The sequence below is a fragment of the Yoonia sediminilitoris genome (genome assembly GCF_003058085.1).
Classification (GTDB): Bacteria; Pseudomonadota; Alphaproteobacteria; order Rhodobacterales; family Rhodobacteraceae; genus Yoonia; species Yoonia sediminilitoris.
Map to the genome: position 1 here is coordinate 39,989 of NZ_QBUD01000014.1, position 26,222 is coordinate 66,210.

Below are 26,222 nucleotides of genomic sequence, written 5' to 3' on the forward strand. Positions count from 1 at the left end.
GTGGTATGAATGCTCGCTATCAACAAACGCTTGGGAGGAAATCACTATGGGCGGGAAGGTCTGCGCAATTGTCGGTTTTGGTCCAGGCCTTGGGACTGCATATGCCGAGACATTCAAGCAAGCCGGATACGATCTTGGTCTACTAAGTAGATCGGGCGCTGATCTCGAAGGCGCAGAGCCATCCGACATTTCAGTTTGCGCGTATAGGTGCGACGCCGGAGATCCCGAAAGCCTTAGAGGCGGTCTCTCGTTGGTCCAAGACGATCTCGGTCCGATTGACGTCGTGATCTACAATGCCGACCTCGCTCAATTCGGAGCACTCGATGAGGTTTCAGAGCTCCAGTTCGAACAGAGTTGGCGTGTTAGCGCGCTGGGTCTATTTGTCACCGCCAAGCTGCTAGGATCTCAGATGTCAGAACGCGGCTCGGGCGTGATCATTGTATCCGGTGCTACCGCAGCGCTTCGTGGCAACGTATGGACGACTACCTTTGCTCCCGCGAAGTCCGCCCAGCGTACGTTGGCGAACGCACTCGCCAAGCAACTCGGCCCAAAAGGCATCCATGTTGCATATCTTATTATAGATGGCGTGATAGATACAGAAGACACGCGAGCCAATTTCGCACCAAGTGAACCCGACGAGTTCTTCATCAAACCCGCTCGGATTGCGGAAACGGCACTAATGCTCGCACACCAAGATAAATCGGCTTGGACCTTCGAGCTCGACATCCGTCCCTTCGGCGAGAAGTGGTAAAACATTGCGCGAAGCGATTGCTCCCACGCGTACCAAGCTGCCCTGCATATTAGGCTGCTAAAGGGGTTGGTGCGTGTGGCCCCTGGATTTTCCAGAATAGTACCCAAACGACCGAGAGATTAAGCGCACCAGCCACAGCCGCTAAACCGTAGGCGGCCGCATATCCACCGGTCATGTCGTAGAGATAGCCGCCAAGAAAGCCGCCACTAGCGTGGCCAAACCAGCCGAACATGGTGACAACACCCATCGCAAAACCGCGACGTGAGGGTGGAGTATGGGCCGCGACAGTGGCGAGCACACCCGTCATAACTCCTGCATACCCGAAACCGTAAATCGGGGCGTAAAGGTAGAATGTGGACAAGTCGTCGATGAGCATGAAGCCATAAATCAGCAGCGTCATCCAACCAGTCGCAGTCATGTAGGCGGGGATGGCGCCGATCACATCGGCCAGCTTGCCAAAAGCGACACGTCCGAGGATGCCCACCATGAGCATTAGGAAGATGACACCACCAGCCTGATCAGCCGAGTATCCACGTCCCTGTATGTGTGGTACGAGGTGCATCAGCGGGACTGACATGCATATGCAGCAGAGTAAGATTGCGAGGCACATCATCGGCACAACCAGCCGGATTGGAGGATAATCCTTCTCAACGTCTGCTGCGCCTTGTCCTGTCTTGAGAAGCGCTACGGGTCGCAACAGGGAAGCCAGCGGAAGCAGCACGATCAGCATAAGCCCTCCAGTGACCGCAAGCGCTCCGGAAACGCCCATTGCGTTGATTAGGATGGCCGAGCCGAATGGTACGAAGCCTTGCCCAAGGGCCTGCCCAGCAGACGCGATGCCGATTGCAAGGCCCGCACCGATCGGGAACCACTTTCCTACAAGCGACATGATAGGGGCGAAGATTCCTGCGGCACCGAAGAAACCGGCAATGAACATCAGCAGGTAGTACTGCCAGAGATCATCCGCAAAAGATGCGGCAAGATAGGATATGCCCATAACCGTACTACCGGCCAATACCACAATCCGGGTGCCAAACCGGTCCGCAACGCTTCCCGTCAGGAGGCCGCCAAGCGCCAGCCCCATGATTCCGGAAACATTGATTAGCGACACTTCCGCACGATCCCAGCCGTGCAACTGTTCAAGAGGCACGACATAGGCCGACATGCCGTTGACGATTGAGCCAAGAGCAAGTGCTAGTATCAGTGCAGAGGCCAAGACAATAACCCAGCGATAGCGAGGCAGTTCTGGTTGGAGCTCTGGCATGGCTGATATCCCTCTGCGAATAGCCATAACATATTTCTCCAAGATGGCAGACACCTAGTCAAAAAATGGGCTTCACGTTTAAGGCAGCTTCAGGCTTAAAGTCGCCGTTCGTTTCGCTGTCCATGGAGGTCCGGTTTCTGCCGAAAGGAGAGCATGACGCAAAGGGCGAACAACTGCCACTTGCTGCGCAGGTCCGCAGCGACACATCCAGTCCGGCAAAATAATCCATCGTCTTTCTCCCTTGTTCACAGCAATCCTGTGATCATATCGGGAGCATGACCGCGGAACAGAGGCAGCCCAATTACGCATACTATGGGCCGGAAGTCGCCAGCGGACACGCAGAAAGGTGATCAAACTGATCTGGCCCAGCACTTATCAAGAGACAGATAGATGGCTGTCTCGATTGTGGTTTGCGGGATTACTCTTTTGGATTGCGCTAGAAAAAAGGTGGATAACGGGGTGTATTTACGTTCGTAAATCCGCCTAAGATACTGTAAAAAATAAAAAAAGGGGAAGTGGTAGGCCCGGCAGGACTTGAACCCGCAACCAAAGCGTTATGAGCGCTCTGCTCTAACCAATTGAGCTACAGGCCCCTACCTGCACTGGGTTAGCAGAACAGCGGCGCTGGTCAAGTTTGAATTGGCCGGAAAGTCATTGGGCGGCGATGACATTTGGCCACCAGCCGCCCGAATTCTAGCGAGACTGTCATAAGCGAGGCGAGGTCGCTTACTTCTCGCTCCATTCGTTGGCATATGATTTACTAATGCAAAGTTAATAAACTCAGGAATATTTGTTTTTTGTTAAAATCTGTCCGTTGCACCGGGCCGGACCATCCGGTATCGCGACCGCAACCAATCTCACAAGGTGCCCGACATGGAAAAGAATGGCCTGACTTACGCCGATGCCGGTGTTGATATCGATGCTGGAAATTCATTGGTCGAGCGGATCAAACCAGCGGCCAAACGCACGGCCAGATCCGGTGTCATGGCGGGCCTTGGCGGCTTTGGCGCGCTTTTTGACCTCAAGGGTGCCGGGTATCAGGATCCGATACTGGTTGCGGCAACCGATGGCGTGGGTACCAAACTGCGGATCGCTATTGATACGGGCAATGTGGACACGATCGGTATCGATCTGGTCGCCATGTGCGTGAATGACCTCGTTTGCCAAGGGGCAGAGCCGCTTTTCTTTCTCGATTACTTTGCGACAGGCAAGTTGGAACTGGACCAGGCCACGCGCATCATCGAAGGCATCGCGGCAGGTTGCGAAGCCTCGGGCTGTGCCCTGATTGGTGGCGAAACCGCTGAAATGCCGGGCATGTATCATGCGGGTGATTTCGACCTTGCGGGTTTTTCCGTTGGCGCGATGGAGCGCGGCGCAGACCTGCCACGCGGCGTGGCGGCTGGAGACGTTTTGCTCGGGCTTGCCTCTGATGGGGTACACTCGAACGGCTATTCGCTGGTGCGGCGGATCGTTGATTTGTCCGGCCTTGCATGGGCCGATACGGCACCTTTTGCCGATGGAACCCTTGGGGCCGCATTGCTTGCGCCAACGCGGCTTTATGTCAAACCCGCGCTGGCTGCGGTCAGGGCAGGGGGCGTAAATGCGCTGGCCCATATTACTGGCGGTGGCCTGACCGAAAACCTGCCCCGGGTCCTGCCGGACGGTCTGGGCGCAGACATCGATTTGAACGCATGGGAACTGCCGCCTGTTTTTGCGTGGCTCGCAGGCATCGGCGGCATTGCCGAGGCTGAATTGCTCAAGACATTCAACGCAGGCGTTGGCATGGTGCTTGCGGTTGATGCGGGGCAGGCCGAAGCCCTGACAAGCTTGTTGTCGGGTGCTGGCGAAACCGTCTATCAGCTGGGCCACGTGACTGAAGGTGCTGGCATTCGCTATTCAGGGCAGCTTCTTTGACAAGACGTGTCGCGATTCTGATTTCCGGCGGCGGGTCCAACATGGAAACGCTGGTCAAGTCGATGACGGGCGACCATCCTGCAAGACCTGTGCTTGTGCTGTCGAACACCCCCGATGCAGGCGGCTTGGCCAAAGCGCGGGCACTGCATGTGCCCACTTCTGTCGTTGACCATCGGCCATTTGGCAAAGACCGGGTTGCGTTCGAGGCGGAGTTGCTGAAGGTGTTGAAGACTGCGAAACCGGATATTATATGCCTTGCCGGCTTTATGCGTATCCTGTCGCCCGAATTCATGCAGCATTGGTCAGGTCAGATGCTGAATATCCATCCGTCGTTGCTGCCCAAATACAAGGGACTGCATACCCATGCCCGCGCAATTGCCGCCGGTGACAGCGAACATGGATGCACGGTCCATGTTGTGACGCCAGAGCTGGACGACGGCCCGATCCTGGGTCAGGCCAAGCTGCGCATCCAGCCTGACGATACGGCACAAACGCTTGCGGCGCGGGTGTTGCCGTTGGAACATGCGCTGTACCCGAAAGTACTGCGCCGCTTTGCGGCCGGTGATCCCACACCGGTCACACTTGAACAATAACATGGGGCTTACCTTCCCAATGCCCGCCGTTTGCCCTACAACGGGCGAGCAATCGGGTGTGGGGCTTGAACGCGTGATTGACTAACTATGAAGAAGATAACGACCACCGAGGCACTGGCTGAATTTTGTAACGAGGCAGCGAAACGTTCGTATGTCACTGTAGATACAGAGTTCTTGCGCGAACGTACCTACTACTCCAAGCTATGTTTGGTTCAGTTGGCCTATCAGGATTCTGGCAGCAACGACGCGGTTCTGGTTGATCCGCTGGCCGAAGGGCTGTCGCTTGATCCGCTTTACCGGCTCTTTGAAGACGTAGGCGTGGTCAAGGTTTTCCACGCGGCCCGTCAGGATCTTGAAATTTTCTACGTCGATCAGGGCATTATACCGACCCCGTTGTTTGATACGCAGGTGGCCGCGATGGTTTGCGGGTTTGGCGATCAGGTTGGTTACGAAACACTGGTGCGCAAGATCGCAAAGTCTGATCTGGATAAATCCTCGCGCTTTACCGATTGGTCGCGCCGTCCGTTGACCGATGCACAGGCCAAATACGCTTTGGCCGATGTGACGCATCTGCGCGACATCTACGAATATCTGTCTGCGCGCCTTGACCAGTCAGGTCGCAAAAAATGGGTGGCCGAGGAAATGGCAGTTCTGAATGATCCGGCCACATATCAGTCGGACCCTGAGCAGGCATGGCGGCGGGTAAAGACCCGGACGCAGTCCGGCAAGTTCCTTGCAATTGTGCGCGAATTGGCGCGCTTTCGGGAAAACTACGCGCAAGAACGCAATATCCCGCGCAACCGTGTGTTCAAGGACGACGCGCTGGTTGAATTGGCATCGACCAAGCCGCAATCAGAGCAGGACCTTGGGCGGTCTCGTCTGTTGCTGCGAGAGGCGCGCAAGGGCGATATTGCGACGGGCATTCTGGATAGCGTCAAGGCAGGGCAGGAGGTCAAACCCGAGGACATGCCACGCCCCGACAAGGACCGTGGCAAGCTACAGGTGAACCCGGCGCTGGCGGACATGTTGCGGGTATTGCTGAAAGCCAAGACTGACGACAAGGACGTAGCCCAAAAACTCATTGCCTCATCCAGCGATCTGGATGCGCTGGCATCGGGGCAAAGGGATGTGCCCGCGCTGAAAGGTTGGCGCCGCGAAGTATTCGGCAACGATGCGCTGCGCCTGTGCGACGGAGAAATCGGGCTGGCGGTCAAAGGGCAGAAAGTCGTTACCGTTCCGCTTTGATCTGGACGCGGCCCTTATTGCGCCCTACATGCAGAGATGAAGTGGAAAGGCGTTTTAATGGCAAATCCTGACTTTGAAGAACTGGTCGAAACCTTTGAATTCCTTGATGATTGGGAAGACCGCTATCGCCATGTGATCGACATGGGTAAAGCGATGGACCCACTGGAAGATGCGCTGCGCGTGCCCGCAACCAAAGTGGACGGCTGTGCCAGTCAGGTCTGGCTTGTGCCTCAAATCAAGGATGGCATTTTCACCTTTCGGGGCGAAAGTGACGCGATGATCGTGCGTGGGCTGATTGCTGTTCTGCATACGCTCTATAACGGAGTGCCTGTGGCAGAGGTAAACAAGATCGACGCGGCGGCAGAACTGGGGCGGCTTGGTCTGAATGATCATCTGTCAGCCCAGCGGTCAAACGGGCTGCGCGCAATGGTCGCGCGGATCAGGGAAACGGCGGCTGCCGCCTAAAGCGCCGCCAAGGCTGTCATCAGATCACCGTAACCGGTAAAGCGCCGTTCGAACCCAAGGCCAAGCCTGTCGGCATGCGCACGCGCTTTTTGCGTCAGTGCGGGGTCGTCGGTCTGGGCCTGATAAACCACCTTTTCGTAATTGCCAAAGTACATTTCGCGCAAATCGGGATGCCGGTCCAGGCCGAGTGGTTCCCAGACGAATGCATCAAACTGCCGGACAAGAAAATCGGTTAGGTAGAAGGCTGTAATTTCATCGCGCTCTGCAAAGGCGGCGTTGCCTTCGTAAAAGGCATAGCAGTGGGGGCCGGGCACCATGTCTACGCCCATCTCTGCGCAGGCTACCTTTAAAAGCCCGCCTGTGCCGCAATCGGCGTAGACCACGAAAAGCCGGTCGTAACTGTCGCGATGTTTTTCGACCGCCGCGCGGACCGCATCCACGATCTTGTGTGGATGGTTATGCAGGATGGCGGGCAAACACTGCAAATCCAGATGGTCCCAGCCGTTGGCCGCTTTCAGGGCCAGAATTTCGCGGGCCAATGCACCGCAGGCAATCAGCAGCACGCGACCTTGGCCCGTTGGGGCAAGCCCGCGTGTGGTCAGTGCCGCATCGGCGATCACGACAAACGCACCGCCGTCCCGTATGCCACAATCTCGGACGCACCATTCATGATCGATGATGTTTCCATGCGAAACCCAAGGATGGCATCAGCGCCCATGGCACTTGCTTCGGCTTTCATGCGGTCCAGCGCCTGTTCGCGGGCACCAGCCAGCAGCGAGGAATAGCCTTTCATTTCACCACCGACAAGATTGCGCAGACCGGCAACGATATCAGTGCCCACATGTTTGGCCCGCACGGTTGCACCGCGCACCAACCCCAAGGTTTCAGCAACCTCGCGGCCAGCGACGGAGTGGGTTGTGCAAATCAGCATATCAGTTTTCAAACTTATCATAATGGTTGTCGTCTGAGTTCGTCAGGCGATCTGCGATGATACGCCATGCGATATATGCACAAATCGCAATCAACCCCAGCGCGGTCAATCCCAGCACCGGGCTGACCTGCACGCTGGCAAGCAAAATTGCGGCTACCCATATGGTTGCGCCCGCCGCAGCAATCACGCTGACCAGAATCAGAACAAGTTTATCAATGGGCATCAGATCCTCCTTTGTCTTATGACATAGGGATCAGTCCTAAGCCGCACCAGCCCCCTGATTGTGCTTTCTTGCGACAAAGGTCTTGGCTGTTTCAACGGCTACCGCCGCATCACGGCAGTAGGCGTCAGCGCCAATTGCCTTGCCGAACTCTTCGTTCAGAGGGGCGCCGCCGACCAGAACGATATAATCATCACGGATACCTTTTTCGACCATCGTGTCGATGACAACCTTCATGTACGGCATGGTCGTCGTCAGCAGTGCGGACATGCCAAGGATGTCAGGCTCTTCCGTTTCAATTGCCTCAAGGTAATTCTCAACCGCGTTGTTGATACCCAGATCAACCACTTCGAAACCCGCCCCTTCCATCATCATGGAGACGAGGTTTTTACCGATATCGTGAATGTCGCCCTTGACCGTCCCAATCACCATTTTGCCGACGCGGGGCGCACCGGTGGCAATCAGAAGTGGCTTGAGAATGGCCATGCCGCCCTTCATGGCGTTGGCCGCCAGCAGCACCTCTGGCACAAACAAGATGCCGTCACGGAAGTCATGGCCGACGATGGTCATACCGCCGACCAATGCTTCGGTCAGCACGCGGTAAGGCTCCCAGCCGCGCTCAATCAGAATATTAACCGCTTCTTCGATCTCTTCTTTCAGACCGTCGTATAGATCGTCAAACATCTGCGCGACGAGGTCTTCGTCACTCAGTTCGGACAGGATGATGTCATCTTCTTCGTCAGACATTGGAGACCCTTTGCATTCACTTGTGCAATTAGTAGTGCGCCTGATTGGTCTTGACTACCTACACAATTGCGACATTCGCAGAAACGTGACCGACCCGCCATTGCCTGCGTTCATGAATTGTTCTAATAAACATCATGTCTGAACATCCCGTTTCACCGCGACATCGCACACCGGGACGTGCTGCCGGGTCAAACCCGGATGTGCGCTTTGACAGGTTAACGTCAGAGGCGGTTGATGACGGGTGGCAGCGCGACGAAGAATTGCCAGTCCTGCGCACCGAAGTCAGCGAGGAGGTGGCGCGCAAGGTTATCACCCGCAACACCTCGCCGGATTTGTCCTTCGACCGCTCGATCAACCCGTACAGGGGCTGTGAACATGGTTGCATCTATTGTTTTGCGCGCCCCAGTCATGCCTTTTTGGGACTGTCGCCCGGTCTGGATTTCGAAACCAAACTGATCGCGCGCCCAAATGCGGCCGAACGATTGCGCGCCGAATTGTCAAACCCCCGTTATGCGCCCGATACAATTGCCATAGGGACCAACACTGACCCCTATCAACCGATTGAAAAAGAACGCGAAATCATGCGGCAGATACTGATGGTCCTGCGTGATTTCAACCACCCCGTGGCGATCGTGACCAAAGGGACATTAATCGCTCGCGATATTGATATTCTGGCCCCAATGGCGGCCAAGGGGCTTGTCCGCGTCGGCATTTCGATGACAACGCTTGACCCCAAGACATCGCGCGCGATGGAACCACGTGTGCCGCTGCCAGCAGCGCGTCTGCGTGTGATCCGGCAGTTAACCGATGCGGGTATCCCTGTGCGTGCGATGGTATCGCCCGTTGTGCCAGCACTGACCGACCACGAACTCGAGGCGATCCTTGCCGCCTGCCATGATGCGGGCGCCGTGGCGGCCTCTTCGATTGTTTTGCGACTGCCGCGCGAGGTGTCTGCGCTTTTTCAGGAATGGTTGGTTGCGCAATTCCCCGACAGGGCGGCGCGCGTTATGGGGCGCGTGCGTGAACTGCACGGCGGCAAGGACTATGACCCTGCCTTTGGCAAGCGCATGGTCGGGCAGGGGGAGTGGGCAAAGATGATCCAACAACGCTTCAAATTGGCCACCCGCAAGCTGGGCCTTGATCGGTCTTTACCAAAGTTAAGCACCGACCTGTTCGCCAAACCCCCGGAAACTGGCGACCAATTGGCGCTGTTTTAGGCCTTGCGGCGACGTCCGCGGCGCGGTGCGGCGGCGGGACCTGCGCCATCAGTGCCATCCGATTCAGACGAAAAGCCACCCAGCGCTTCGGTGATCTGCTCCAACGTCGGTGTGTCGCCGACAGGCCGAGTTTCCAGCGCGTCACGCATGGCGCGCAGATGTTCCGGCGTGGTTCCGCAGCAGCCACCAATGATCGTGGCCCCGCAGGCACGCGCCAGAACGGCGTAGTCGGCCATCAATTCCGGTGTGCCGTCATAGTGGATGTGGCCATCGTGATACTTGGGAATGCCCGCGTTGCCCTTGGCGATCAGCGGCAAGGTTGAACCGGCAGCAGCCATCCCCAAAACAGTGCGCAACAGATCAGATGCCCCAACACCACAATTTGCCCCAAAAGCAAGGGGTTGGTGGGTGATCTTGCCAACAAGCTTGACCATATCTGCTGACGTGTGGCCCATCATCGTGCGACCTGCTGTGTCAAAGCTCATCGTGCCGCACCATGGCATGTCGGCCAGTGCAAACGCTTCGGCAGCGGCTTTGAATTCTTCGGCAGCGCTGATGGTTTCGACCCACAGAACGTCTGCGCCGCCAGCTTTCAGCCCTTCGGCCTGCTCGTGAAACATCTCGACGGCGCGCTCGTGGGTGAGGGTGCCCATCGGGCTCATTATCTCGCCCGTGGGACCGACAGAGCCTGCCACGACAACGGGGCGCCCGGCCGCATCGGCAACGTCACGGGCGATTTCGGCAGCGGCTTTGTTCAGTTCATGCACGCGGCTTTCGGCACCGTGCAGTCTTAGGCGCGATGCGTTGGCCCCAAAACTGTTGGTCAGAAAGACATCGCTGCCCGCATCAACGGCACCCTTGTAAAGCGCTGTGATTTTTGAGGTTTCGTCAATGTTCCACATCTCGGGCGCATCACCTGACATCAACCCCATATTGAACAGGTTGGTGCCGGTGGCCCCGTCAGCCAAAAGCCAGTCACGGGTTTCAAGAAGCTTGGAAAGTGCGTTCGTCATTGGCCTTTAGCCCCCGATTAGTGCGTTAGCGTCGCTTGTCACGCCTCATCGCGATTTACAATCGCCATTTGGCCGTCAGCCCTTGATATTTCTGCATGATGATCTTGAGCGCAAGGACAAGTATCCAGGGCGCATTGTGAAACGGGCGAGGGCTGGCCAGTCCGATCATCACGCCGGTAAACCAAAAGCCCGCTTGCTTGGGGGCGGCGTGATAGCGCGGCACCCAAATGGGCTGAAACCCGCGTTTGAACTGGATCAGGCCCGCACGGCGGTTTGACCAGAAAGGCGGCGCAAAGGGTGGATCGGGGGCGCAGGCCAGTGACACATGGCGCGTCTTCTCTGACCGTGCTGTTTCGATCACTGTGAAAATCGCGGACTGGAGCGCGTCATCAGGCACATGATCTACGTGGCGGATCAAATCCAATTCCTTACCTGTCATGCAGGTGACAAAGCCAACCAGTTCCGCGTGCTGATAGATCAGAAAAACCTGCTTTTGCGCTACCAGATGCGGGCTGTACCGGCCCATCGAAAAGCCGTGTTCACCGCCACGGGACATGGCCCAGGCGCGCGCGATCTTTCCCATCTGTTTCAGCGGCAGGTCATTGCCCGCTGCAACAGAGATCACATCCGCCGCGCCGGGCGGTGGTGTCTGATACTCCGGTGCGCAAGACCCGGCGCCACATTGCATCATAACGCCCAAAAGCCTGAAAGCTTAAAAATGTGGCAACCACAACCAAGAGCCATTGTTGCAGGCTGACCTGCGCCATTGCCGTACGCACCCACGGCCATATCCATCGGGCGATCCGTTGCAGCAACAACCAGCCGCAGATCGTCAAGGGCACCACCGGTAAACTGTGGCGCAAAAGGGCACGTGGGCGTGTATGGTGGAAAGAAATCATTGTACTCTGCCAAGGACCAACACCGGGCTGGCGGGGCGAAGTAAACGGCCCGCAATGGAACCGTTCCAAAGAATGGTTAACGGCGCCCCCGGACAAGCCGAGTCGCCGTTAAACTATCGAAAAGTTTACGAAAACTAGATTTCGCTGAGGATCTGCCCTTTGGCTTCGACCAACAGTTCGGCCATCTTCGCGCGGATCAGCTCTTCGCTTGCGATGCTGCCAAGGTCGCCCGAAATCTTGCGGAACACATCCTCGTCACCGGGTTCTTCCATGTCGGCTTTGATCACCTCTTTGGCATATGCGGCGGCCTCTTCCGGTGATTTGCCCATCAGATCGGCTGCCCACAGCCCCAGCAGCTTGTCGCGTCGGGCTTCTGCCTTGAACTGCATTTCAGCATCATGGGCGAATTTGTTTTCAAATGCGTGTTCGCGGTCGTCAAAGGATGTCATCGTTGAGCCTCGTGATTTTTTGGACGTCACTGTTTGATATGCCCTTGCTGGTCCTTGCCCGCAAGGGGGGCTTGCACTATGACGCGCACAACAGCGCACCCATCTCAGGGCCGCGCGAGAACGAGGGGGTCGTGATGGCGCGCCGCAAGAAGATTTATGAGGGTAAGGCAAAGATCCTTTATGAAGGTCCAGAACACGGCACCCTAGTGCAGTATTTCAAGGACGATGCGACTGCTTTCAACGCGGAAAAGAAGGCCGTTATTGAAGGCAAAGGTGTCTTGAACAACCGCCTTTCAGAGTTCTTCATGACCGGGCTGACCCAAATCGGCATTCCCACGCATTTCATCAAGCGATTGAATATGCGCGAGCAGCTGATCCGTCAGGTCGAGATTGTGCCGCTTGAAATTATTGTGCGCAATCTTGCGGCGGGCAGCATGGCCAAACGTTTGGGGTTGGAAGAAGGCACCGCATTGCCGCGCCCGATTGTCGAGTTTTCCTACAAGGACGACGCGCTTGGCGATCCGCTGGTGCCCGAAGAATACATCATCGCTTTTGGCTGGGCGACACAACAGGATATGGATGATATCGTCAGCCTTGCCCTGCGGGTGAACGACTGGATGTCGGGCGTGATGTTCGGGGTCGGGATCAAGCTGGTCGATTTCAAGATCGAAGTCGGGAGGGTCTGGGACAATGAATTCCCGCGGTTGATCCTTGCCGACGAAATCAGCCCCGACAGTTGTCGCCTTTGGGACATCGAAAGCGGGCAAAAGCTCGACAAGGATGTGTTCCGCCGCGATCTGGGCAATCTGACCGATGCCTACACGGAAGTGGCCAAACGTTTGGGGGTGCTCCCTTCAAACGTCACGCATCGTCCCAGCAAACCGACGTTGATTAACTAGACCTGAAGGCTGCAAAGCAAGTTGGCGCAAAGATGAAAGAGACACAGCGATGAAAGCCCGTGTGCATGTGATGTTGAAGAACGGTGTACTTGACCCCCAAGGCGAGGCTGTGCGCCACGCGCTTGGTGCGCTTGGCTTTGAGGGCGTTGAAGGCGTCCGGCAGGGCAAGGTGATCGAGCTCGAGCTGGCGGATGGCACAAGCGAAGACACGATCCGCGATATGTGCGAAAAACTGCTCGCAAATACTGTGATCGAAAGCTACCGGATCGAGGTACTCTGATGCGGGCCGCAGTCATCGTTTTTCCCGGCTCCAACTGTGACCGCGACATGGCGGTCGCCTTGAAGTCTGCTGGCGCCGACGTCGATATGGTCTGGCACAAGGATGCGGCCTTGCCCGATGGCGTTGATCTTGTGGCGGTGCCGGGCGGGTTTTCCTTTGGCGATTACCTGCGCTGCGGCGCGATTGCGGCCAAATCACCGATCTGCAAGGCACTTGTGCAACATGTCGAACGCGGCGGCTATGCGCTTGGGGTCTGCAACGGCTTTCAGGTCCTGACCGAAACAGGGCTGCTGCCCGGTGCGCTGATGCGCAATGCCGGGCTGAAATTTGTCTGCAAGACGGTTGATCTGCGGGTCGAAACTTCGGACTGCGCCTTTACCGAAGGGTACAAGGCCGGCGATATCATCGCCCTTCCGGTCGCACACCACGACGGCAATTACACTGTTGATCCCGATACGCTCGCGCGTCTGGAGCAGGATGCGCGTATTCCCTTCCGCTATTTGCAGAATACCAATGGCTCTGTCGCGGATATTGCGGGTGTGCTGTCGGAAAACCGGCGGGTGCTTGGCATGATGCCCCACCCCGAGAGAGCCGTGGATGCCGGGCATGGCGGCACTGACGGACAGGCGCTTTTCCGCGGTATTGTGGCACAGTTGGCGACTGCCTGATCTGGCTTCTTGCTGCGTGGCAGCAGGCAGCGTACAATTAAACTATGTTTGGCTTCGAAAAACTGATGTCACGACGCGGGCAGGGCAGATGGTATCTGCGCCTGTCTATTCTGGTGATATGCCTTTTTGCGGTCATCGTGATCTATGTCAGCAACCAGTTTCTGACCCAGCGCTTTACCGAGACGACACGCAATGGTGCTGACGTCAGGCTCGCGCTTTATGTCACCAACCTGACCAGTGAGCTGGAACGAAACGCGATGGTCACGCGGGTCCTCGCCCGTGACCCTGACCTGATCACTGCTCTGCAAGAACAGAATTATTCCCTGTCCACCGCGCGGCTGATGTCGTTCGTCGAAGAAATTGGAGCGGCATCCCTGACCTTGCTTGACAGCGATGGCCGCTCGGTCGCGGCCACGGATCGTAACCGCTTGGGAGAACAGCACGGGTCCAGCCCTTATTTTGTGAATGCGCAACGCAACACGCAGACGATCTACACGACGCACCGCGATGAAATCGGCGCCTATTCCTTTGTCTATTCGCGCCGGATTGAAAAAGATGGTGCATTCTTGGGCGTTATCATGGTCGAAATCGATGTACCCACGCTGGAGCGCGGCTGGGCGGGTGTGTCAGAGGCTGTGTTTGTAACTGACAGCAAAGGCACGATCATCATGTCCACCGAACCGCGTTGGCGCGGTTTGCAGGAGGACGAGGCGCTTGAACTCCAGTCAGCGCCTTCGGCGATTGATCGCTGGATCAGGGCGACACAGGGTTGGTCTGTCCGACCGGCCGACGCCTACGTCCGTGGAGAGGCAGTTTTGCGCCGCGAAAAACGTGTGCAGTATCAAGGCTGGACGATGGTCAGCTTTACGACCTACGCATCCGTGCGCGAAAAGGTGAACGGTATTCTGGCGCTCGAGGTCATGGGATTCGCCTTGCTTCTGGCGATTGCATTTTACTTCATGTCACGCAAAACCGCGTCGCGGCTGGTGTTTTTTCAGCGCGAGTCAGCAGAGTTGCGCGCACTCAACCGCCGACTACAGCGGGAAATCGCCGAACGTGAAAAGGTTGAAAAAACGCTGCAAGTGGCAGAGCAGACGATTGCGCAATCGTCAAAACTGGCTGCATTGGGTGAAATGTCTGCCGCGGTCAGCCACGAATTGAACCAACCGCTGGCGGCCATGAAAACCTATCTGGCCGGTGCGCGGCTGTTGTTACAACGCAAGCGCCCCGACGAAGCCCTGTCGTCGTTTCAGCGAATCGACGACCTGCTTGAACGGATGGGCGCGATCACCCGGCAGTTGAAATCTTACGCGCGCAAAGGCTCGGAAGCCTTTGAACCTGTTGACACTCGTGCGGCTGTGTCTTCGGCGCTGGCGATGATGGAACCGCAGCTCAAGACCCGTTCGGTCAATATCATCCGCAGCCTGCCCAATGAGCCGGTGATGATTCTGGGCGACCGTTTGCGTTTGGAACAGGTGATTGTAAACCTGCTGCGCAATGCGCTGGACGCAACCAAACTATCGAGCAATCCAACCGTTGAAATCCTGCTGGCAGCCGGTGACACGGTCAGCCTGCAAATCCGCGACAACGGCGAAGGGATCGAAAATCTCAATGATTTGTTTGAGCCATTTTACACCACCAAGGCGCCCGGTGACGGAGTAGGACTTGGACTTGCCATCTCATCAGGTATTGTAAACGACCTGAACGGAAGACTAACCGCCCGGAACGCAGTCGACGGCGGCGCGATTTTTGAAGTGCAGCTCCCCAGTCTGAATCTGGACGTGGCGGCGGCTGAGTAAGGAAGAAGAAACATGTCGAAAGCCATGAAAATTGCAATCGTCGATGACGAAAAAGATATGCGTCAGTCGATCAGCCAGTGGCTGGCCCTTTCGGGGTTTGACACTGAAACCTTTGCCTCTGCAGAGGATGCGCTGAAGGGGCTGGGGTCGGACTATCCCGGTATCGTTGTGAGTGACATCAAAATGCCTGGCATGGACGGGATGCAGTTTCTGCGAAAGCTCAAGGGTGTCGATAGTTCTCTGCCCGTCATCATGATCACAGGGCATGGTGATGTGCCCATGGCGGTCGAGGCGATGCGCGTCGGTGCCTTTGATTTTCTGGAAAAGCCCTTCAACCCGGACCGCATGACCGAACTGGCCAAAAAAGCGACCCAGGCCCGGCGTCTGACCCTTGATAACCGTGCGCTGCGCCGCGAATTGTCGGATGGCAACGCAATCATGAAGAAACTGATTGGCCAGTCATTGCCGATGGAACGGCTGCGCGAAGATATCCTCGATCTGGGGCAGGCGGATGGCCATGTTCTGGTTGAGGGTGAAACAGGGACCGGCAAGACGCTTGTTGCCCATGCGCTGCATGCGGTCGGGGCGCGGGCAAACAAGAAATTCGTGCTGCTCAGTTGTTCGGCCTTTGACGAGGAAACCCTTGGCCGGCGCATCTTTGGCCCTGCCAATGATGATGAACCGTTGCCCGCAATGGAAGAAGCGCGCGGCGGCACACTTGTGCTGGAAGATATCGAAGCGCTGAGCCACGCGCTTCAGGCCCGCTTGTTGACAGCAATCAATGATCAGGGCACGCCTGCTGAAACAAGGATCACGGCGATCTGTAACCTGCAAGAGCAGGACAAGACCTGCGAAAGCGTATTGCGCCCCGATCTGTTCTATCGCTTGGCGGCGCTGCGGATCACTGTGCCACCACTGCGGCAACGCGGCGAGGATATCCTCGCGCTGTTTACCCGCCTTGGAGAACAGTTTGCCGATGAATATGGCTGTGATGCACCCGAAGTCAGTGCACAGGAAGCCGCACAATTGCTGCAAGCGCCATGGCCGGGCAACGTGCGCCAGCTCATCAATGTGGCCGAACGTGCAGTATTGCAAAACCGCCGCGGCACCGGGTCAATCGCATCGCTTTTGATGGCGGACACGGAAGAAACCAAGCCAGCCATGACAACCGAAGGCAAGCCGTTGAAGGAATTTGTCGAAGCATTCGAACGGATGCTGATCGACAACACGATGCGTCGCCATAAGGGCTCGATCGTTTCGGTCATGGATGAGTTGTGCCTGCCGCGCCGGACCCTGAACGAGAAGATGGCCAAATACGGCCTGCAAAGGTCTGATTATCTTTAGCCTTGTTATGACAAAAGAATGACAGAACCCTGCACGAGGCACCTTGTGCAGGGGCGATTGTATACCTAGTGTAGAACTTACGGTTGGTCGTGCCTTAGCGCATGATGACAACCGGTCGGAATTCTCTGTTGTGATTGGAGCGGGTCAACGACCCGTACGAACGTAACAGCTGATTTGGTCAGAAATGACCAGAAGAACGCCCTGGTCGCGCATACTCAACGCGGACCGGGCCTTGAACGGGCCGCATCAATGCGGTCGGAGAAGAAACGCGATGCAACGCGCAGGATATAGAGGCAAGGATGCTGCGGCCCCGAGGGGCCCGGTTCTTGCCCGCGCGCAGATCGCCTTAATCAGACATGTAACACGGACTTCAGCGCCCCCAGGGGCGCCTCCGGGGTTATGTGCGAACGGACAAAATGCCAAAGAAAATGCTAATCGATGCAACACACGCGGAAGAAACCCGCGTTGTTGTGGTAGACGGGAACAAAGTCGAAGAGTTTGACTTTGAAAGTCAATTCAAACGCCAGCTTGCTGGCAATATCTATCTGGCGAAAGTAACGCGGGTCGAGCCGTCTCTACAAGCCGCCTTTGTGGACTATGGCGGCAACCGCCATGGGTTTCTTGCGTTCTCGGAAATCCACCCGGACTATTATCAAATCCCGATCGCAGATCGCGAGGCGCTGATCGCCGAAGAAAAGGCCTATGCCGAGGCGCTGAAAGCCGAAGCGGAAGCCGAGGAAGAAGAAAAGCCCAAACCGCGCCGCCGCAGTCGTTCCAAATCGAAGGCTGCCGCAGTCGAGGCAAAGGATGCTGTCGCCACGGCAGATGTTGAAGACACAGAGGGGGAAAATGCTGGCGAAATCGCCGGGATGGAAACCATTGATCTTGCCGACGATGAGGACGAAGGCACATCGCCAATGATGACAGTGGCGGAAACGCCCGTCGAAACCCCTGCGGCCGGTGAAGATGATGATGATGATGACGATGACGATGCTGAACCTGCATTGGATGCGGGCGAAAAAGACGACAGTATCGAAAGCGTGGCTGAGGAAGACGACACCGACGACGTTCGCCCAATCCGCAAGCCGCGCCCGAAACGCTATAAGATCCAAGAGGTCATCAAGGTTCGCCAGATTCTTCTGATTCAGGTCGTCAAGGAAGAGCGCGGCAACAAGGGTGCAGCGCTGACCACTTACCTGTCACTTGCCGGGCGCTACTGTGTCCTGATGCCAAACACAGCCCGTGGTGGCGGTATCAGCCGCAAGATCACCAATGCCGCGGACCGCAAGAAGCTGAAAGAAATCGCCAGTTCCATGACCGTGCCCGAAGGGGCAGGGCTGATCATTCGGACCGCTGGGGCGCAACGCACCAAGGCCGAGATCAAGCGCGATTACGAATATTTGCAGCGGATGTGGGAGCAGATCAGGGAACTGACACTGAAATCCACTGCCCCCGCCAAAATCTACGAAGAGGGCGACCTGATCAAACGGTCAATCCGCGATCTCTATTCAAAGGAGATTGACGAGGTCATCGTCGCAGGCGAGGCGGGTTACCGCACCGCCAAGGACTTCATGAAAATGATCATGCCGTCCCACGCCAAGAACGTGAAGTTCTACGCAGAGCAATTGCCGCTTTTTGCCCGATATCAGGTCGAAGGCTATCTGAACGGCATGTTCAACCCCACGGTGCAGCTGCCCTCGGGCGGCTATATCGTGATCGGTATCACAGAGGCGCTGGTTGCGATCGACGTCAACTCTGGCCGCGCAACCAAAGAAGGGTCAATCGAACAGACGGCAACCAAAACCAACCTTGAGGCCGCCGACGAAGTGGCCCGCCAGTTGCGTCTGCGTGATCTGGCTGGACTGATCGTGATCGACTTTATCGACATGGACGAGCGCAAGAACAACGCCGCCGTCGAAAAGCGCTTCAAGGAAAAGCTCAAGACGGACCGTGCCCGCATTCAGGTGGGCCGGATTTCCGGCTTTGGCCTGATGGAAATGTCGCGCCAGCGCCTGCGTCCCGGTATGCTTGAGGCAACGACGCAAATGTGTCCGCACTGTCACGGCACTGGTTTGCTGCGGTCCGATGATAACGTTGCCCTGTCGATCCTGCGTCAGTTGGAAGAAGAGGGCGTACGCGGGCGTTCCAAGGAAGTGCTTGTGCGGGCACCGATCAGCATCGCCAACTTCCTGATGAACGGCAAACGCGAACATATCGGCGATATCGAATCCCGTTATGGACTGTCCGTGCGCATCGAATGTGACCCCACGCTGGTCTCACCCGATTTCGCGATCGAGAAATTCAAGACCGCTACGCGGGCCGTGCCAGAGGCGGCACCTGTCGTGACCACGGTCATGGAAATGGACGATGACGACGTGGATGATGTTGTCTTGGTCGAAGACAAAGAAGAGGACCGCCCCGAACCGGAAGCGGAAGAAAAGCCCAAGCGAAAGCGGCGCAGGCGTCGCCGCCGTCGGGGTGGTGCTAATCGCGACGACAATGACCAGTCCGATACGCAAACCAATGGTGATCAGTCTGAAGCGCCTGTTGCGGATGCAGATGCAGTAGCCGCTGATAGCCAGACGCCAACCGCCGAGGAAGCCCCGGCAGCAGAGGTTGCAGAAAAGCCAAAGCGCACCCGGACGCGGACACGCAAAAAGGCCGAAGAGCCCGCAGAAGCTGCAGCAGATGCGCCAGCGGCCGAAGTTACTGAAGCGGAAGCGGAAGAAAAGCCTGCGCCCAAGAAACGCACGCGGACCCGCAAGAAGCCAGAGCCTGTTGCAGAAGATGCGGCCGCCGATCCGGTCGCATCCGCTGATAGCGAAACGCCCGCAGCCGAGGAAAAGCCAAAGCCCAAACGCCGCAGCCGCGCCAAGCCCAAAGCAGACAAGGCAGAGACACCTGAACCGGTTGCTGCTGTCGCTGAAGCGACAGCACCTGCAGCACCTGCCGAGGCACCGAAAGCGGCAGAAGCGGCAGAACCTGAACCACAGCCGGAACCGGTGGCAGAAACGGTCAAACCGGCACCGCAGCCGGAACCTGCGGCAGAAGTGGCCGTCGCAGTTGCAGAGGAGCCTGTCGCAGAGGAAAAGCCAAAGCCGAAACGCAAAGGCTGGTGGTCACTCGGACGCGGTTAGTCTGGCAAATTGTCGAATGACGAAACGGACACTATCAAACGCCGCCCTTCGGGGCGGCGTCATGTTGTTCAATCGCATCTGATGAAGGGGCGCTTTCAAGACGTATCCGGTGTTGAGTGCGGAGGCGCCCAACATACCGGGTGCTGAAAACACGCCTCCCGATGAAGCGTAGAAAAATAAATCGTCTATAGAATTGTCGCATCAACCATGGGTGAACATCGCTTGGACTGGCAAGATGCCCTTACAAAGGGGCAGATAGACGCATTCCTGGATGCGTTGAATGAAAGGCCGTTGGGCGTATATCGCACCTTTACGGCCAACATTGTGCAAGGACCAGACGTTCAGGCCTTGCGGATCAGGTAAACCTGTCCGTCCTCCGCATCCGACACCTCAAGCAAATCATGCCCCGCCTCGGCGCAGAAATGCGGGACGTCAACGATGGCGGCAGGATCATCCGCCAGCACGCGTAACACTTGCCCCGACGCCAGCGCCTGCAAACGCTTGCGGGCTTTCAGGACGGGCAGGGGGCACAGCAGCCCTTTGGCATCAAGATCCGCGTCATAAGTCATAGTCGTCAGGTAGGCGGGATATTTCAGTTTGTCCACTAACTTGTGAGCGTTTCCCCCCGTGACGAATGGCTGCGCATCGCTTAGGTGGTATGAAAAGGAAATGCCATGCTCGACACCAGTCTGATCCTTGATGCGACCCTGTTGCCCGCCATGTTCATCGCGATGGTGGCGGGGCTCTTGTCGTTCCTCAGCCCTTGTGTGCTGCCGATTGTGCCGCCCTATCTGGCCTATATGGGCGGCGTGTCGGTGTCGGACATGGATGAAACGGGTGCCGCACGCAGGCGGGTATTGCTTGCCGCTGCGTTTTTCGTGCTGGGGCTGTCCACGATATTCTTGATGCTGGGGTTCGCCGCGTCCGCCTTGGGGCGGTATTTCCTGCAAGCGCAGGATTGGTTCGTGACCATCGCAGGCATTGTGGTGATGATCTTTGGCGCCCATTTCATCGGCATCTACCGGATCGGCTTTCTGGACCGTGAAGCGCGGGTCGACACGGGCGACCGGGGCGGGTCGGCGTTTGGGGCTTATGTCTTGGGATTGGCCTTTGCCTTTGGCTGGACACCCTGCCTTGGGCCTATTCTGGGCACGATCCTTGGCTTGGCTGCATCCGAAGGAGACGTGGCGCGCGGCACGATTCTGCTGGCGGTCTACGCTTTGGGTTTGGGCATTCCTTTCCTTATCGTTGCGGCGTTTTTCCCGCGCCTCAAGGGGCTGATGGGCTGGATGAAGCGCCATATGGACCGGATCGAGCGCACCTCTGGCCTGTTGTTGTGGACTGTTGGCCTGCTGATGCTGACCGGGCAATTCACCGCCTTCAGCTTCTGGCTGCTTGAACAGTTTCCGGCATTGGCTGCCGTGGGTTAACGGCTTATCACTGCTGCATAATCCATTTGTGCTGCGTGGCAAGGAACATTGATGAGCGAACAAGGCAGCCGGGTCAGACGCCGCAGGGTTTTTCATATCCCCGGCTATGACCCGATCCATCCGCGCCGCTACCGCGAACTCTACCGGACACAAAGTGCGGCACAGGCCGACTTCAGCGGCTACGATATTGCTGTCAAAGCCCACAGTGCCGAGAGTGGTTTTTGCTGGCTGACCAAGGCGCGCATTGATGGACAAGAGGTGCAGGCGCGGGTTGATGTGCTGGTCTGGTCAGATATCGTGCGCAAGAGCATGGCCCGGACCATCCCGGCGACTTATCTGCAATTGGCCCAGACGGCGTGGATCTATGTTATGACAGGCACGTTGCAGCGGCTGATGCGGATGCGCAAGGGGCCGGTTATCGCAGCCCTCTATCCGGTTGCGATGTTGCTGTTGCAGCTGGCTTTTGCGGTCATTGTCGGAGGCTATGTTGGCGGGGCGGTGCAAGCGGGCCTGAATGAGCTGGCCGGCATGACCGGCCTGTCAGAGGGGGCGCTGTCGGGTGCATTTACGTGGGGTGCCACAGGCTTGAAATATGGCGTCTGGGTTGGGGTTGTGCTGTTGCTTCTGCGTTGGTTCAAGAGCAAGGATCACAAGGTTCTCGCCTACTACCTCATGCATGACTATGCCTTTTCTGCGCGGCATTGGGGGGCGAACCCACCCGCACTTGACACACGCCTGTCAGAGTTCGCAAAGGTGATCGCGGACAGCTTCACCGAAGACGTGGATGAGGTGCTGGTGGTTGGTCATTCCTCTGGCGCGCATCTGGCGATTTCAGTGCTGGCGGATTTGTTGCGCTCGGGCAGAGTGCCGCAAAAGGGGCCGAAGCTTGCCCTGCTGACATTGGGGCAGGTTGTGCCGATGATGTCGTTTCTGCCGGACGCGTGGCAATTGCGCAGTGATCTGGCTTATCTCGCAACCTGCGATGCTATCACGTGGGTTGATGTGTCCGCACCCGGTGACGGCTGTTGCTTTGCGCTGTGCGATCCGGTGGCAGTTACAGGGGTCGCGCCGCCGGGCAAACGTTGGCCACTGGTCATTTCAGCCGCATTCACCCAAAGCCTATCGCCAGCGCGGTGGAAGGAACTGCGCTGGCGGTTCTTTCGGCTTCATTTTCAATATCTTTGCGCATTCGACCAACCGGGGGACTATGATTATTTTCAGATCACCGCCGGGCCGCTGACATTGGCTGACCGTTACCGGGATCGGCACCCGTCACAGTCGCGGATTGATGTGGCTGTGTCCAAATATACATCGTTTGCGCCGTGAATAATGAATTGCCCCCCAAGCCCGCTGCACGGCCTGAAAAAGTGTCGCTTTGGCAGTACATGCGCCTGTTCCGCCGCGATATCCTGTCGGCACAGCCTGCCAAGCTTTATGGCGCATGGATGGCAGAGTTTCGCACGCCGTTTTTTCGCAGCTACCTTGTGAATGATCCCGCCCTCGTGCGCCTCGTTTTGCAGGACCGTCCGCAGGACTTCCCCAAGTCCGACCGCATCGGCGCGGGACTGCGCCCGTTGCTGGGCGAAAGCGTTTTTCTCACCAATGGTGAGGTCTGGAAACGCCAGCGGCGTATCATTGACCCGGCCTTTGCGGGCGGGCGATTGCGCGACACCTTTGCAGGGATCATGGCGGCGGGGCAAGCCGGTGTTGACCGGATGTCATTGGAAGATGCCCCGCAGGAAATCGAAGCGATCGCGAGCCATATTGCCGCTGACGTGATTTTTCGCACCCTGTTTTCCATCCCGATCGAGGACAAGACAGCAACACAGGTTTTTGATGCGTTCCAACGTTATCAACGCTCGCAGCCGATCCTTAATCTGGCAGCCTTTGTGCCGGGGCCAAAATGGATGCCGCGCTTCTTTCGCAAGGATACGCGGCGCACCGCGCAAACCATCCGGCGGCTGATAACGGAGCTGACCCAACAGCGGCTTGACCTGATCGCCAAGGGGCAGGCACCCGACGATATTGCCACCAAAATCCTGACCACACGGGACCCGGTCACAGGTGCCAGCTTCAGCCTGAAGGAAATGGTCGATCAAGTGGCGATCTTTTTTCTTGCGGGGCATGAAACAAGCGCGTCTGCACTCGCATGGGCCCTGTATTTGCTCGCGCGCTACCCCGATTGGCAGGATCGTGTCGCAGCAGAGGCACAGGGCTTTGATGGGCATTTCGCCAGCCTGTCGCGTTTGCCTGTGACCCGTGATGTGTTCCGCGAGACGCTGCGGCTTTATCCGCCGGTGCCGATGATGGTGCGCGAAACGACCAAGTCGGAGGTTTTCAGGAAACGTTGCGTGAGACCGGGTGCGCAGGTTGTGATCTCTGCCTGGCACATGCACCGGCATACTCGGCTATGGGCGGATCCGGACCAGTTTGACCCGGCCCGCTGGCAGACGAGCGCAGGCAAAAAGAGCGCGCAAGATGCCTATCTGCCCTTCTCCGCCGGCGAGCGGGTCTGCATTGGGGCAGGCTTTGCGATGATTGAGGGAACGGTTCTGCTGGCGCAACTTTTGCGGGCTTTCCGATTTGAGCCCTGCGAATCGTTCGTACCGGTGCCTGTCGCGCATCTGACGGTACGCTCTTATAGCGGGATATTGTTGCGTATTAGTTCGCGCGTAAGTTGAAAGGGTTCATGAATAGATCAATTATCGCGCATTTTTGGGGGAATTGGAGGCAATGACGAAACGTCATCTTGGGCAAATTGGGCCGAATCTCGCTGAGCCATTGTTTCGTTAACATTAGGTTTATAGACGATTGGATATCTGTGGAACGTGATAAAGAAACGGTGAACCGATGGCTGCTGCCTTCTTTTCGCCGCATTGTTGGTGAACCTGTTTAGCCTAGCTTCAATAATGTTATCGGGGGATACATGAGTATAGCACTGCCATCTATATCCAAGCGTGGCCTTGGCGGTTTTTTGGGACGCAAATCGAAGAAAATAAGCTCCGCGCATGTACCATCAGCGCAAAAGCAGCTTGAGGGGCGTGACATCGCCAAGCTGTTTTCCGAGAAGGGGCAGAGGCCAAAAGCAAGGCCCGCCAAACTGAACGAAACTGAAAAGCTGGATCGTGCTGCATTGAACAGTTTGCGCGGCGCTCTCTATTCCAAAGACTGACTGCGCGCCAAAGCGCGCTGCAGCACGTAGACACGCAAGGCCGAGGCGAGACCGATGTCTCCCCGGCCTTCGTCTATTTCGGCAGCAAGCCCGTTGATTGTCTTGCCATCCGCATCGGCAATCGCACGGAACTGGTCCCAGAAAATATCTTCCAATGACACACTGGTGCGATGGCCCCGCAGCGTCAGCGACCGTTTCACAGGGCGCCGCTGGTCACTCATCATCGAACTTCAACTGTGAGAGCCGGTCGCTGGCCTGCTTCTCGCGGGCAGCATCCAGCAGTCTTTCTGCCTTGCTCCGGCCAAAGCGCACGGCGTTTGCATCCGCTTTGGCCTTTTCCTCGGCCCGCGTCTTTGCCTTGCGCGCTTTGTTCAGATTGATGGGCTTCATTTGGGGCCGATCATATCCTCGGGGCGTACGACCTTGTCGAAAGTCGCCTCATCGACAAAGCCCAGCTTGATTGCCTCTTCTTTCAGGGTTGTGCCATTCTTGTGAGCCGTCTTGGCGACGGTGGTAGCATTGTCATAGCCGATGGTGGGCGCAAGGGCCGTCACCAGCATCAGGCTTTCGCGCATCAGCTTTTCGATCCGGGTCCGGTCGGCCTTGATACCGACCACGCAATTGTCAGTGAATGCACCACAGGCATCACCGATCAGTTGCATGGATTGCAGGACGTTGTAGGCCATCATCGGCTTCATCACGTTCAATTCGAAATGACCCTGTGATCCGGCAAAGCCAACGGCCGCGTCATTACCCATGACATGAGCACAGACTTGGGTGATTGCCTCTACCTGTGTGGGGTTCACCTTGCCGGGCATGATGGATGATCCGGGCTCGTTTTCGGGTAGCATCAGTTCGCCCAAGCCACAGCGGGGCCCAGAGCCAAGCATGCGGATGTCGGCGGCAATCTTGTAAAGGCTGGCGGCGGTTGTCTTTAGCGACCCCGACATCTGCACAAGCGCATCATGGGTCGCCAATGCCTCAAACTTGTTGGGGGCGGTCACAAAGGGCAGGCCGGTAATTTCGGCCATATGTCCCGCAACCGTTTCGCCCCAGCCTTGCGGTGTATTCAATCCGGTGCCAACGGCGGTGCCGCCTTGGGCCAATTCGTAAATCTGGGGCAGGGCGCTGTTGATCCGGTTGATCGCCATCTGCACCATATGCACATAGCCCGAAAATTCCTGCCCCAGCGTCAGGGGCGTCGCGTCCATTGTGTGGGTGCGGCCGATCTTGATGATATCGTCGAACTCTGCCTGCTTGGCCTTCAACGCATCAAGAAGCTTTTCCAGACCCGGCAACAGCACGTCGCGGGCGGTGGTTGCGATGGCGATATGCATGGCCGTCGGGAATGTATCGTTGGACGACTGGCCCATGTTGCAATGATCGTTGGGGTGCACCGGGTCCTTTGATCCGATGGTACCGCCCAGCATTTCGATAGCGCGGTTGCTGATGACCTCGTTGGCGTTCATGTTCGATTGGGTGCCCGACCCGGTTTGCCAGACCACCAAAGGGAAATGATCGTCCAGCTTGCCCGCGACTACTTCGGAAGCGGCCGCGATGATCGCATCTGCCAGTTTGGCATCCAGTTTGCCGCGTTCCTTGTTGGCAATGGCGCAGGCCTGCTTGATCACACCCAACGCCTGGACAATCGCGACCGGTTGCTTTTCCCAGCCAATGGGGAAGTTCATGATGGATCGCTGCGTTTGCGCGCCCCAATAGCGGTCTGCTTGAACTTCCAACGGGCCAAAGCTGTCGGTTTCGGTGCGCGTTGCAGTCATTGGAATA

29 protein-coding genes and 1 tRNA gene are annotated in these 26,222 nt (G+C 57.2%); 16 read left to right on the forward strand and 14 right to left on the reverse strand.

What is annotated here, in order from left to right; genetic code table 11:
* The first annotated feature begins 46 nt into the window (after positions 1-46).
* On the forward strand, positions 47-751 hold the full coding sequence (locus C8N45_RS19045; RefSeq protein WP_168769525.1) for an SDR family NAD(P)-dependent oxidoreductase: 705 nt from the start codon (positions 47-49) through the stop codon (positions 749-751).
* A 49-nt stretch (positions 752-800) separates the two neighbouring features.
* On the opposite strand, the gene C8N45_RS19050 is transcribed toward C8N45_RS19045, so the two are convergent.
* The 3 genes from C8N45_RS19050 to C8N45_RS19055 all read right to left on the reverse strand — a co-directional run bounded on the left by C8N45_RS19050 (position 801) and on the right by C8N45_RS19055 (position 2,608).
* Positions 801-2,057, reverse strand: a complete 1,257-nt coding sequence (locus C8N45_RS19050; RefSeq protein ID WP_245882753.1) for an MFS transporter — start codon at positions 2,055-2,057, stop codon at positions 801-803.
* Between the two features lie 16 nt (positions 2,058-2,073).
* On the reverse strand, positions 2,074-2,244 hold the full coding sequence (locus C8N45_RS23315) for a hypothetical protein (protein ID WP_168769526.1): 171 nt from the start codon (positions 2,242-2,244) through the stop codon (positions 2,074-2,076).
* Between the two features lie 287 nt (positions 2,245-2,531).
* A tRNA-Ile gene (locus C8N45_RS19055) sits at positions 2,532-2,608 on the reverse strand.
* 280 nt (positions 2,609-2,888) lie between these two features.
* Between C8N45_RS19055 and purM the strand changes: the two genes are divergently transcribed.
* The 4 genes from purM (at position 2,889) to C8N45_RS19075 (ending at position 6,232) form a co-directional block, all read left to right on the forward strand.
* The gene (gene purM / locus C8N45_RS19060; RefSeq protein WP_108387927.1) at positions 2,889-3,929 is read left to right on the forward strand and encodes a phosphoribosylformylglycinamidine cyclo-ligase; all 1,041 of its coding nucleotides are present in this window, start codon (positions 2,889-2,891) and stop codon (positions 3,927-3,929) included.
* On the forward strand, positions 3,926-4,522 hold the full coding sequence (gene purN, locus C8N45_RS19065) for a phosphoribosylglycinamide formyltransferase (RefSeq protein ID WP_108387929.1): 597 nt from the start codon (positions 3,926-3,928) through the stop codon (positions 4,520-4,522). Before purM ends, purN begins: the two co-directional genes overlap by 4 nt.
* An 87-nt stretch (positions 4,523-4,609) precedes the next feature.
* Positions 4,610-5,767: a ribonuclease D gene (rnd, locus tag C8N45_RS19070; RefSeq protein ID WP_108387931.1), complete on the forward strand. Its 1,158-nt coding sequence runs from the start codon at positions 4,610-4,612 to the stop codon at positions 5,765-5,767.
* A gap of 57 nt (positions 5,768-5,824) precedes the next feature.
* Positions 5,825-6,232, forward strand: a complete 408-nt coding sequence (locus tag C8N45_RS19075) for a SufE family protein (protein ID WP_108387934.1) — start codon at positions 5,825-5,827, stop codon at positions 6,230-6,232.
* On the opposite strand, the gene C8N45_RS19080 is transcribed toward C8N45_RS19075, so the two are convergent.
* Genes C8N45_RS19080 through C8N45_RS19095 form a run of 4 tightly spaced genes read right to left on the reverse strand, consistent with a single transcriptional unit; the run spans position 6,229 to position 8,130 of the window.
* Positions 6,229-6,852: a DUF1638 domain-containing protein gene (locus tag C8N45_RS19080; RefSeq protein ID WP_108387936.1), complete on the reverse strand. Its 624-nt coding sequence runs from the start codon at positions 6,850-6,852 to the stop codon at positions 6,229-6,231. The two genes, C8N45_RS19075 and C8N45_RS19080, sit on opposite strands and share 4 nt — an antisense overlap.
* Positions 6,849-7,163, reverse strand: a complete 315-nt coding sequence (locus C8N45_RS19085; protein ID WP_108387938.1) for a YbjQ family protein — start codon at positions 7,161-7,163, stop codon at positions 6,849-6,851. Before C8N45_RS19085 ends, C8N45_RS19080 begins: the two co-directional genes overlap by 4 nt.
* A gap of 1 nt (position 7,164) precedes the next feature.
* The gene (locus C8N45_RS19090; protein WP_108387940.1) at positions 7,165-7,386 is read right to left on the reverse strand and encodes a hypothetical protein; all 222 of its coding nucleotides are present in this window, start codon (positions 7,384-7,386) and stop codon (positions 7,165-7,167) included.
* A gap of 36 nt (positions 7,387-7,422) precedes the next feature.
* On the reverse strand, positions 7,423-8,130 hold the full coding sequence (locus tag C8N45_RS19095) for a cobalamin B12-binding domain-containing protein (protein ID WP_108387942.1): 708 nt from the start codon (positions 8,128-8,130) through the stop codon (positions 7,423-7,425).
* A 134-nt stretch (positions 8,131-8,264) separates the two neighbouring features.
* Here C8N45_RS19095 and C8N45_RS19100 point away from each other — a divergent pair, with 134 nt between their 5' ends.
* Positions 8,265-9,347, forward strand: a complete 1,083-nt coding sequence (locus C8N45_RS19100) for a PA0069 family radical SAM protein (RefSeq protein ID WP_108387944.1) — start codon at positions 8,265-8,267, stop codon at positions 9,345-9,347.
* Here the strand turns inward: C8N45_RS19100 and bmt are convergent.
* The 3 genes from bmt to C8N45_RS19115 all read right to left on the reverse strand — a co-directional run bounded on the left by bmt (position 9,344) and on the right by C8N45_RS19115 (position 11,708).
* Positions 9,344-10,360 carry a betaine--homocysteine S-methyltransferase gene (bmt, locus tag C8N45_RS19105; RefSeq protein ID WP_108387946.1) on the reverse strand — a complete coding sequence of 339 codons (1,017 nt, stop codon included), beginning with the start codon at positions 10,358-10,360 and terminating at the stop codon, positions 9,344-9,346. The two genes, C8N45_RS19100 and bmt, sit on opposite strands and share 4 nt — an antisense overlap.
* A 55-nt stretch (positions 10,361-10,415) precedes the next feature.
* A complete protein-coding gene (locus C8N45_RS19110) occupies positions 10,416-11,051 on the reverse strand; it encodes a phosphatidylglycerol lysyltransferase domain-containing protein (RefSeq protein ID WP_108387948.1) in 636 nt (211 codons plus the stop codon).
* A 342-nt stretch (positions 11,052-11,393) separates the two neighbouring features.
* Positions 11,394-11,708 carry a DUF1476 domain-containing protein gene (locus C8N45_RS19115; RefSeq protein ID WP_108387951.1) on the reverse strand — a complete coding sequence of 105 codons (315 nt, stop codon included), beginning with the start codon at positions 11,706-11,708 and terminating at the stop codon, positions 11,394-11,396.
* A 134-nt stretch (positions 11,709-11,842) separates the two neighbouring features.
* Here C8N45_RS19115 and purC point away from each other — a divergent pair, with 134 nt between their 5' ends.
* The 6 genes from purC to C8N45_RS19145 all read left to right on the forward strand — a co-directional run bounded on the left by purC (position 11,843) and on the right by C8N45_RS19145 (position 19,835).
* Positions 11,843-12,607 carry a phosphoribosylaminoimidazolesuccinocarboxamide synthase gene (gene purC / locus C8N45_RS19120; RefSeq protein WP_108388079.1) on the forward strand — a complete coding sequence of 255 codons (765 nt, stop codon included), beginning with the start codon at positions 11,843-11,845 and terminating at the stop codon, positions 12,605-12,607.
* 49 nt (positions 12,608-12,656) lie between these two features.
* Positions 12,657-12,887: a phosphoribosylformylglycinamidine synthase subunit PurS gene (gene purS / locus C8N45_RS19125; protein WP_108387953.1), complete on the forward strand. Its 231-nt coding sequence runs from the start codon at positions 12,657-12,659 to the stop codon at positions 12,885-12,887.
* Positions 12,887-13,555, forward strand: coding sequence for a phosphoribosylformylglycinamidine synthase subunit PurQ (gene purQ, locus C8N45_RS19130; RefSeq protein WP_108387955.1), 669 nt, complete (start codon positions 12,887-12,889; stop codon positions 13,553-13,555). The genes purS and purQ overlap by 1 nt, the downstream gene beginning before the upstream one ends.
* Before the next feature lie 44 nt (positions 13,556-13,599).
* Positions 13,600-15,354 (forward strand): sensor histidine kinase, encoded by a 1,755-nt coding sequence (locus C8N45_RS19135; RefSeq protein ID WP_245882755.1) that lies wholly within the window; start codon positions 13,600-13,602, stop codon positions 15,352-15,354.
* Positions 15,355-15,366: 12 nt separating this feature from the next.
* Positions 15,367-16,698, forward strand: a complete 1,332-nt coding sequence (locus C8N45_RS19140) for a sigma-54-dependent transcriptional regulator (protein WP_108387957.1) — start codon at positions 15,367-15,369, stop codon at positions 16,696-16,698.
* A 416-nt stretch (positions 16,699-17,114) separates the two neighbouring features.
* A complete protein-coding gene (locus tag C8N45_RS19145) occupies positions 17,115-19,835 on the forward strand; it encodes an Rne/Rng family ribonuclease (protein ID WP_108387959.1) in 2,721 nt (906 codons plus the stop codon).
* 341 nt (positions 19,836-20,176) lie between these two features.
* Here C8N45_RS19145 and C8N45_RS19150 read toward each other — a convergent pair whose 3' ends face one another.
* Positions 20,177-20,404, reverse strand: a complete 228-nt coding sequence (locus tag C8N45_RS19150; RefSeq protein WP_108388083.1) for a sulfurtransferase TusA family protein — start codon at positions 20,402-20,404, stop codon at positions 20,177-20,179.
* Between the two features lie 105 nt (positions 20,405-20,509).
* On the opposite strand from C8N45_RS19150, the gene C8N45_RS19155 reads away from it, so the two are divergent.
* The 4 genes from C8N45_RS19155 to C8N45_RS19170 all read left to right on the forward strand — a co-directional run bounded on the left by C8N45_RS19155 (position 20,510) and on the right by C8N45_RS19170 (position 24,437).
* Positions 20,510-21,265, forward strand: a complete 756-nt coding sequence (locus tag C8N45_RS19155) for a cytochrome c biogenesis CcdA family protein (RefSeq protein ID WP_108387961.1) — start codon at positions 20,510-20,512, stop codon at positions 21,263-21,265.
* Between the two features lie 51 nt (positions 21,266-21,316).
* Positions 21,317-22,591, forward strand: coding sequence for a hypothetical protein (locus C8N45_RS19160; RefSeq protein WP_108387963.1), 1,275 nt, complete (start codon positions 21,317-21,319; stop codon positions 22,589-22,591).
* 59 nt (positions 22,592-22,650) lie between these two features.
* Positions 22,651-23,946 carry a cytochrome P450 gene (locus C8N45_RS19165; RefSeq protein ID WP_108388085.1) on the forward strand — a complete coding sequence of 432 codons (1,296 nt, stop codon included), beginning with the start codon at positions 22,651-22,653 and terminating at the stop codon, positions 23,944-23,946.
* A 245-nt stretch (positions 23,947-24,191) separates the two neighbouring features.
* Entirely contained in the window at positions 24,192-24,437 is a 246-nt protein-coding gene (locus C8N45_RS19170) for a hypothetical protein (protein WP_108387965.1), read from the forward strand.
* Here the strand turns inward: C8N45_RS19170 and C8N45_RS19175 are convergent.
* The 3 genes from C8N45_RS19175 to fumC are packed head-to-tail and all read right to left on the reverse strand — an operon-like array spanning position 24,422 to position 26,215.
* Positions 24,422-24,658: a ribbon-helix-helix domain-containing protein gene (locus C8N45_RS19175; RefSeq protein WP_108387967.1), complete on the reverse strand. Its 237-nt coding sequence runs from the start codon at positions 24,656-24,658 to the stop codon at positions 24,422-24,424. The genes C8N45_RS19170 and C8N45_RS19175 overlap by 16 nt on opposite strands.
* Positions 24,651-24,827: a DUF4169 family protein gene (locus C8N45_RS19180; protein ID WP_108387969.1), complete on the reverse strand. Its 177-nt coding sequence runs from the start codon at positions 24,825-24,827 to the stop codon at positions 24,651-24,653. The genes C8N45_RS19175 and C8N45_RS19180 overlap by 8 nt, the downstream gene beginning before the upstream one ends.
* The gene (gene fumC, locus C8N45_RS19185; RefSeq protein ID WP_108387971.1) at positions 24,824-26,215 is read right to left on the reverse strand and encodes a class II fumarate hydratase; all 1,392 of its coding nucleotides are present in this window, start codon (positions 26,213-26,215) and stop codon (positions 24,824-24,826) included. The genes C8N45_RS19180 and fumC overlap by 4 nt, the downstream gene beginning before the upstream one ends.
* Positions 26,216-26,222 lie beyond the last annotated feature (7 nt).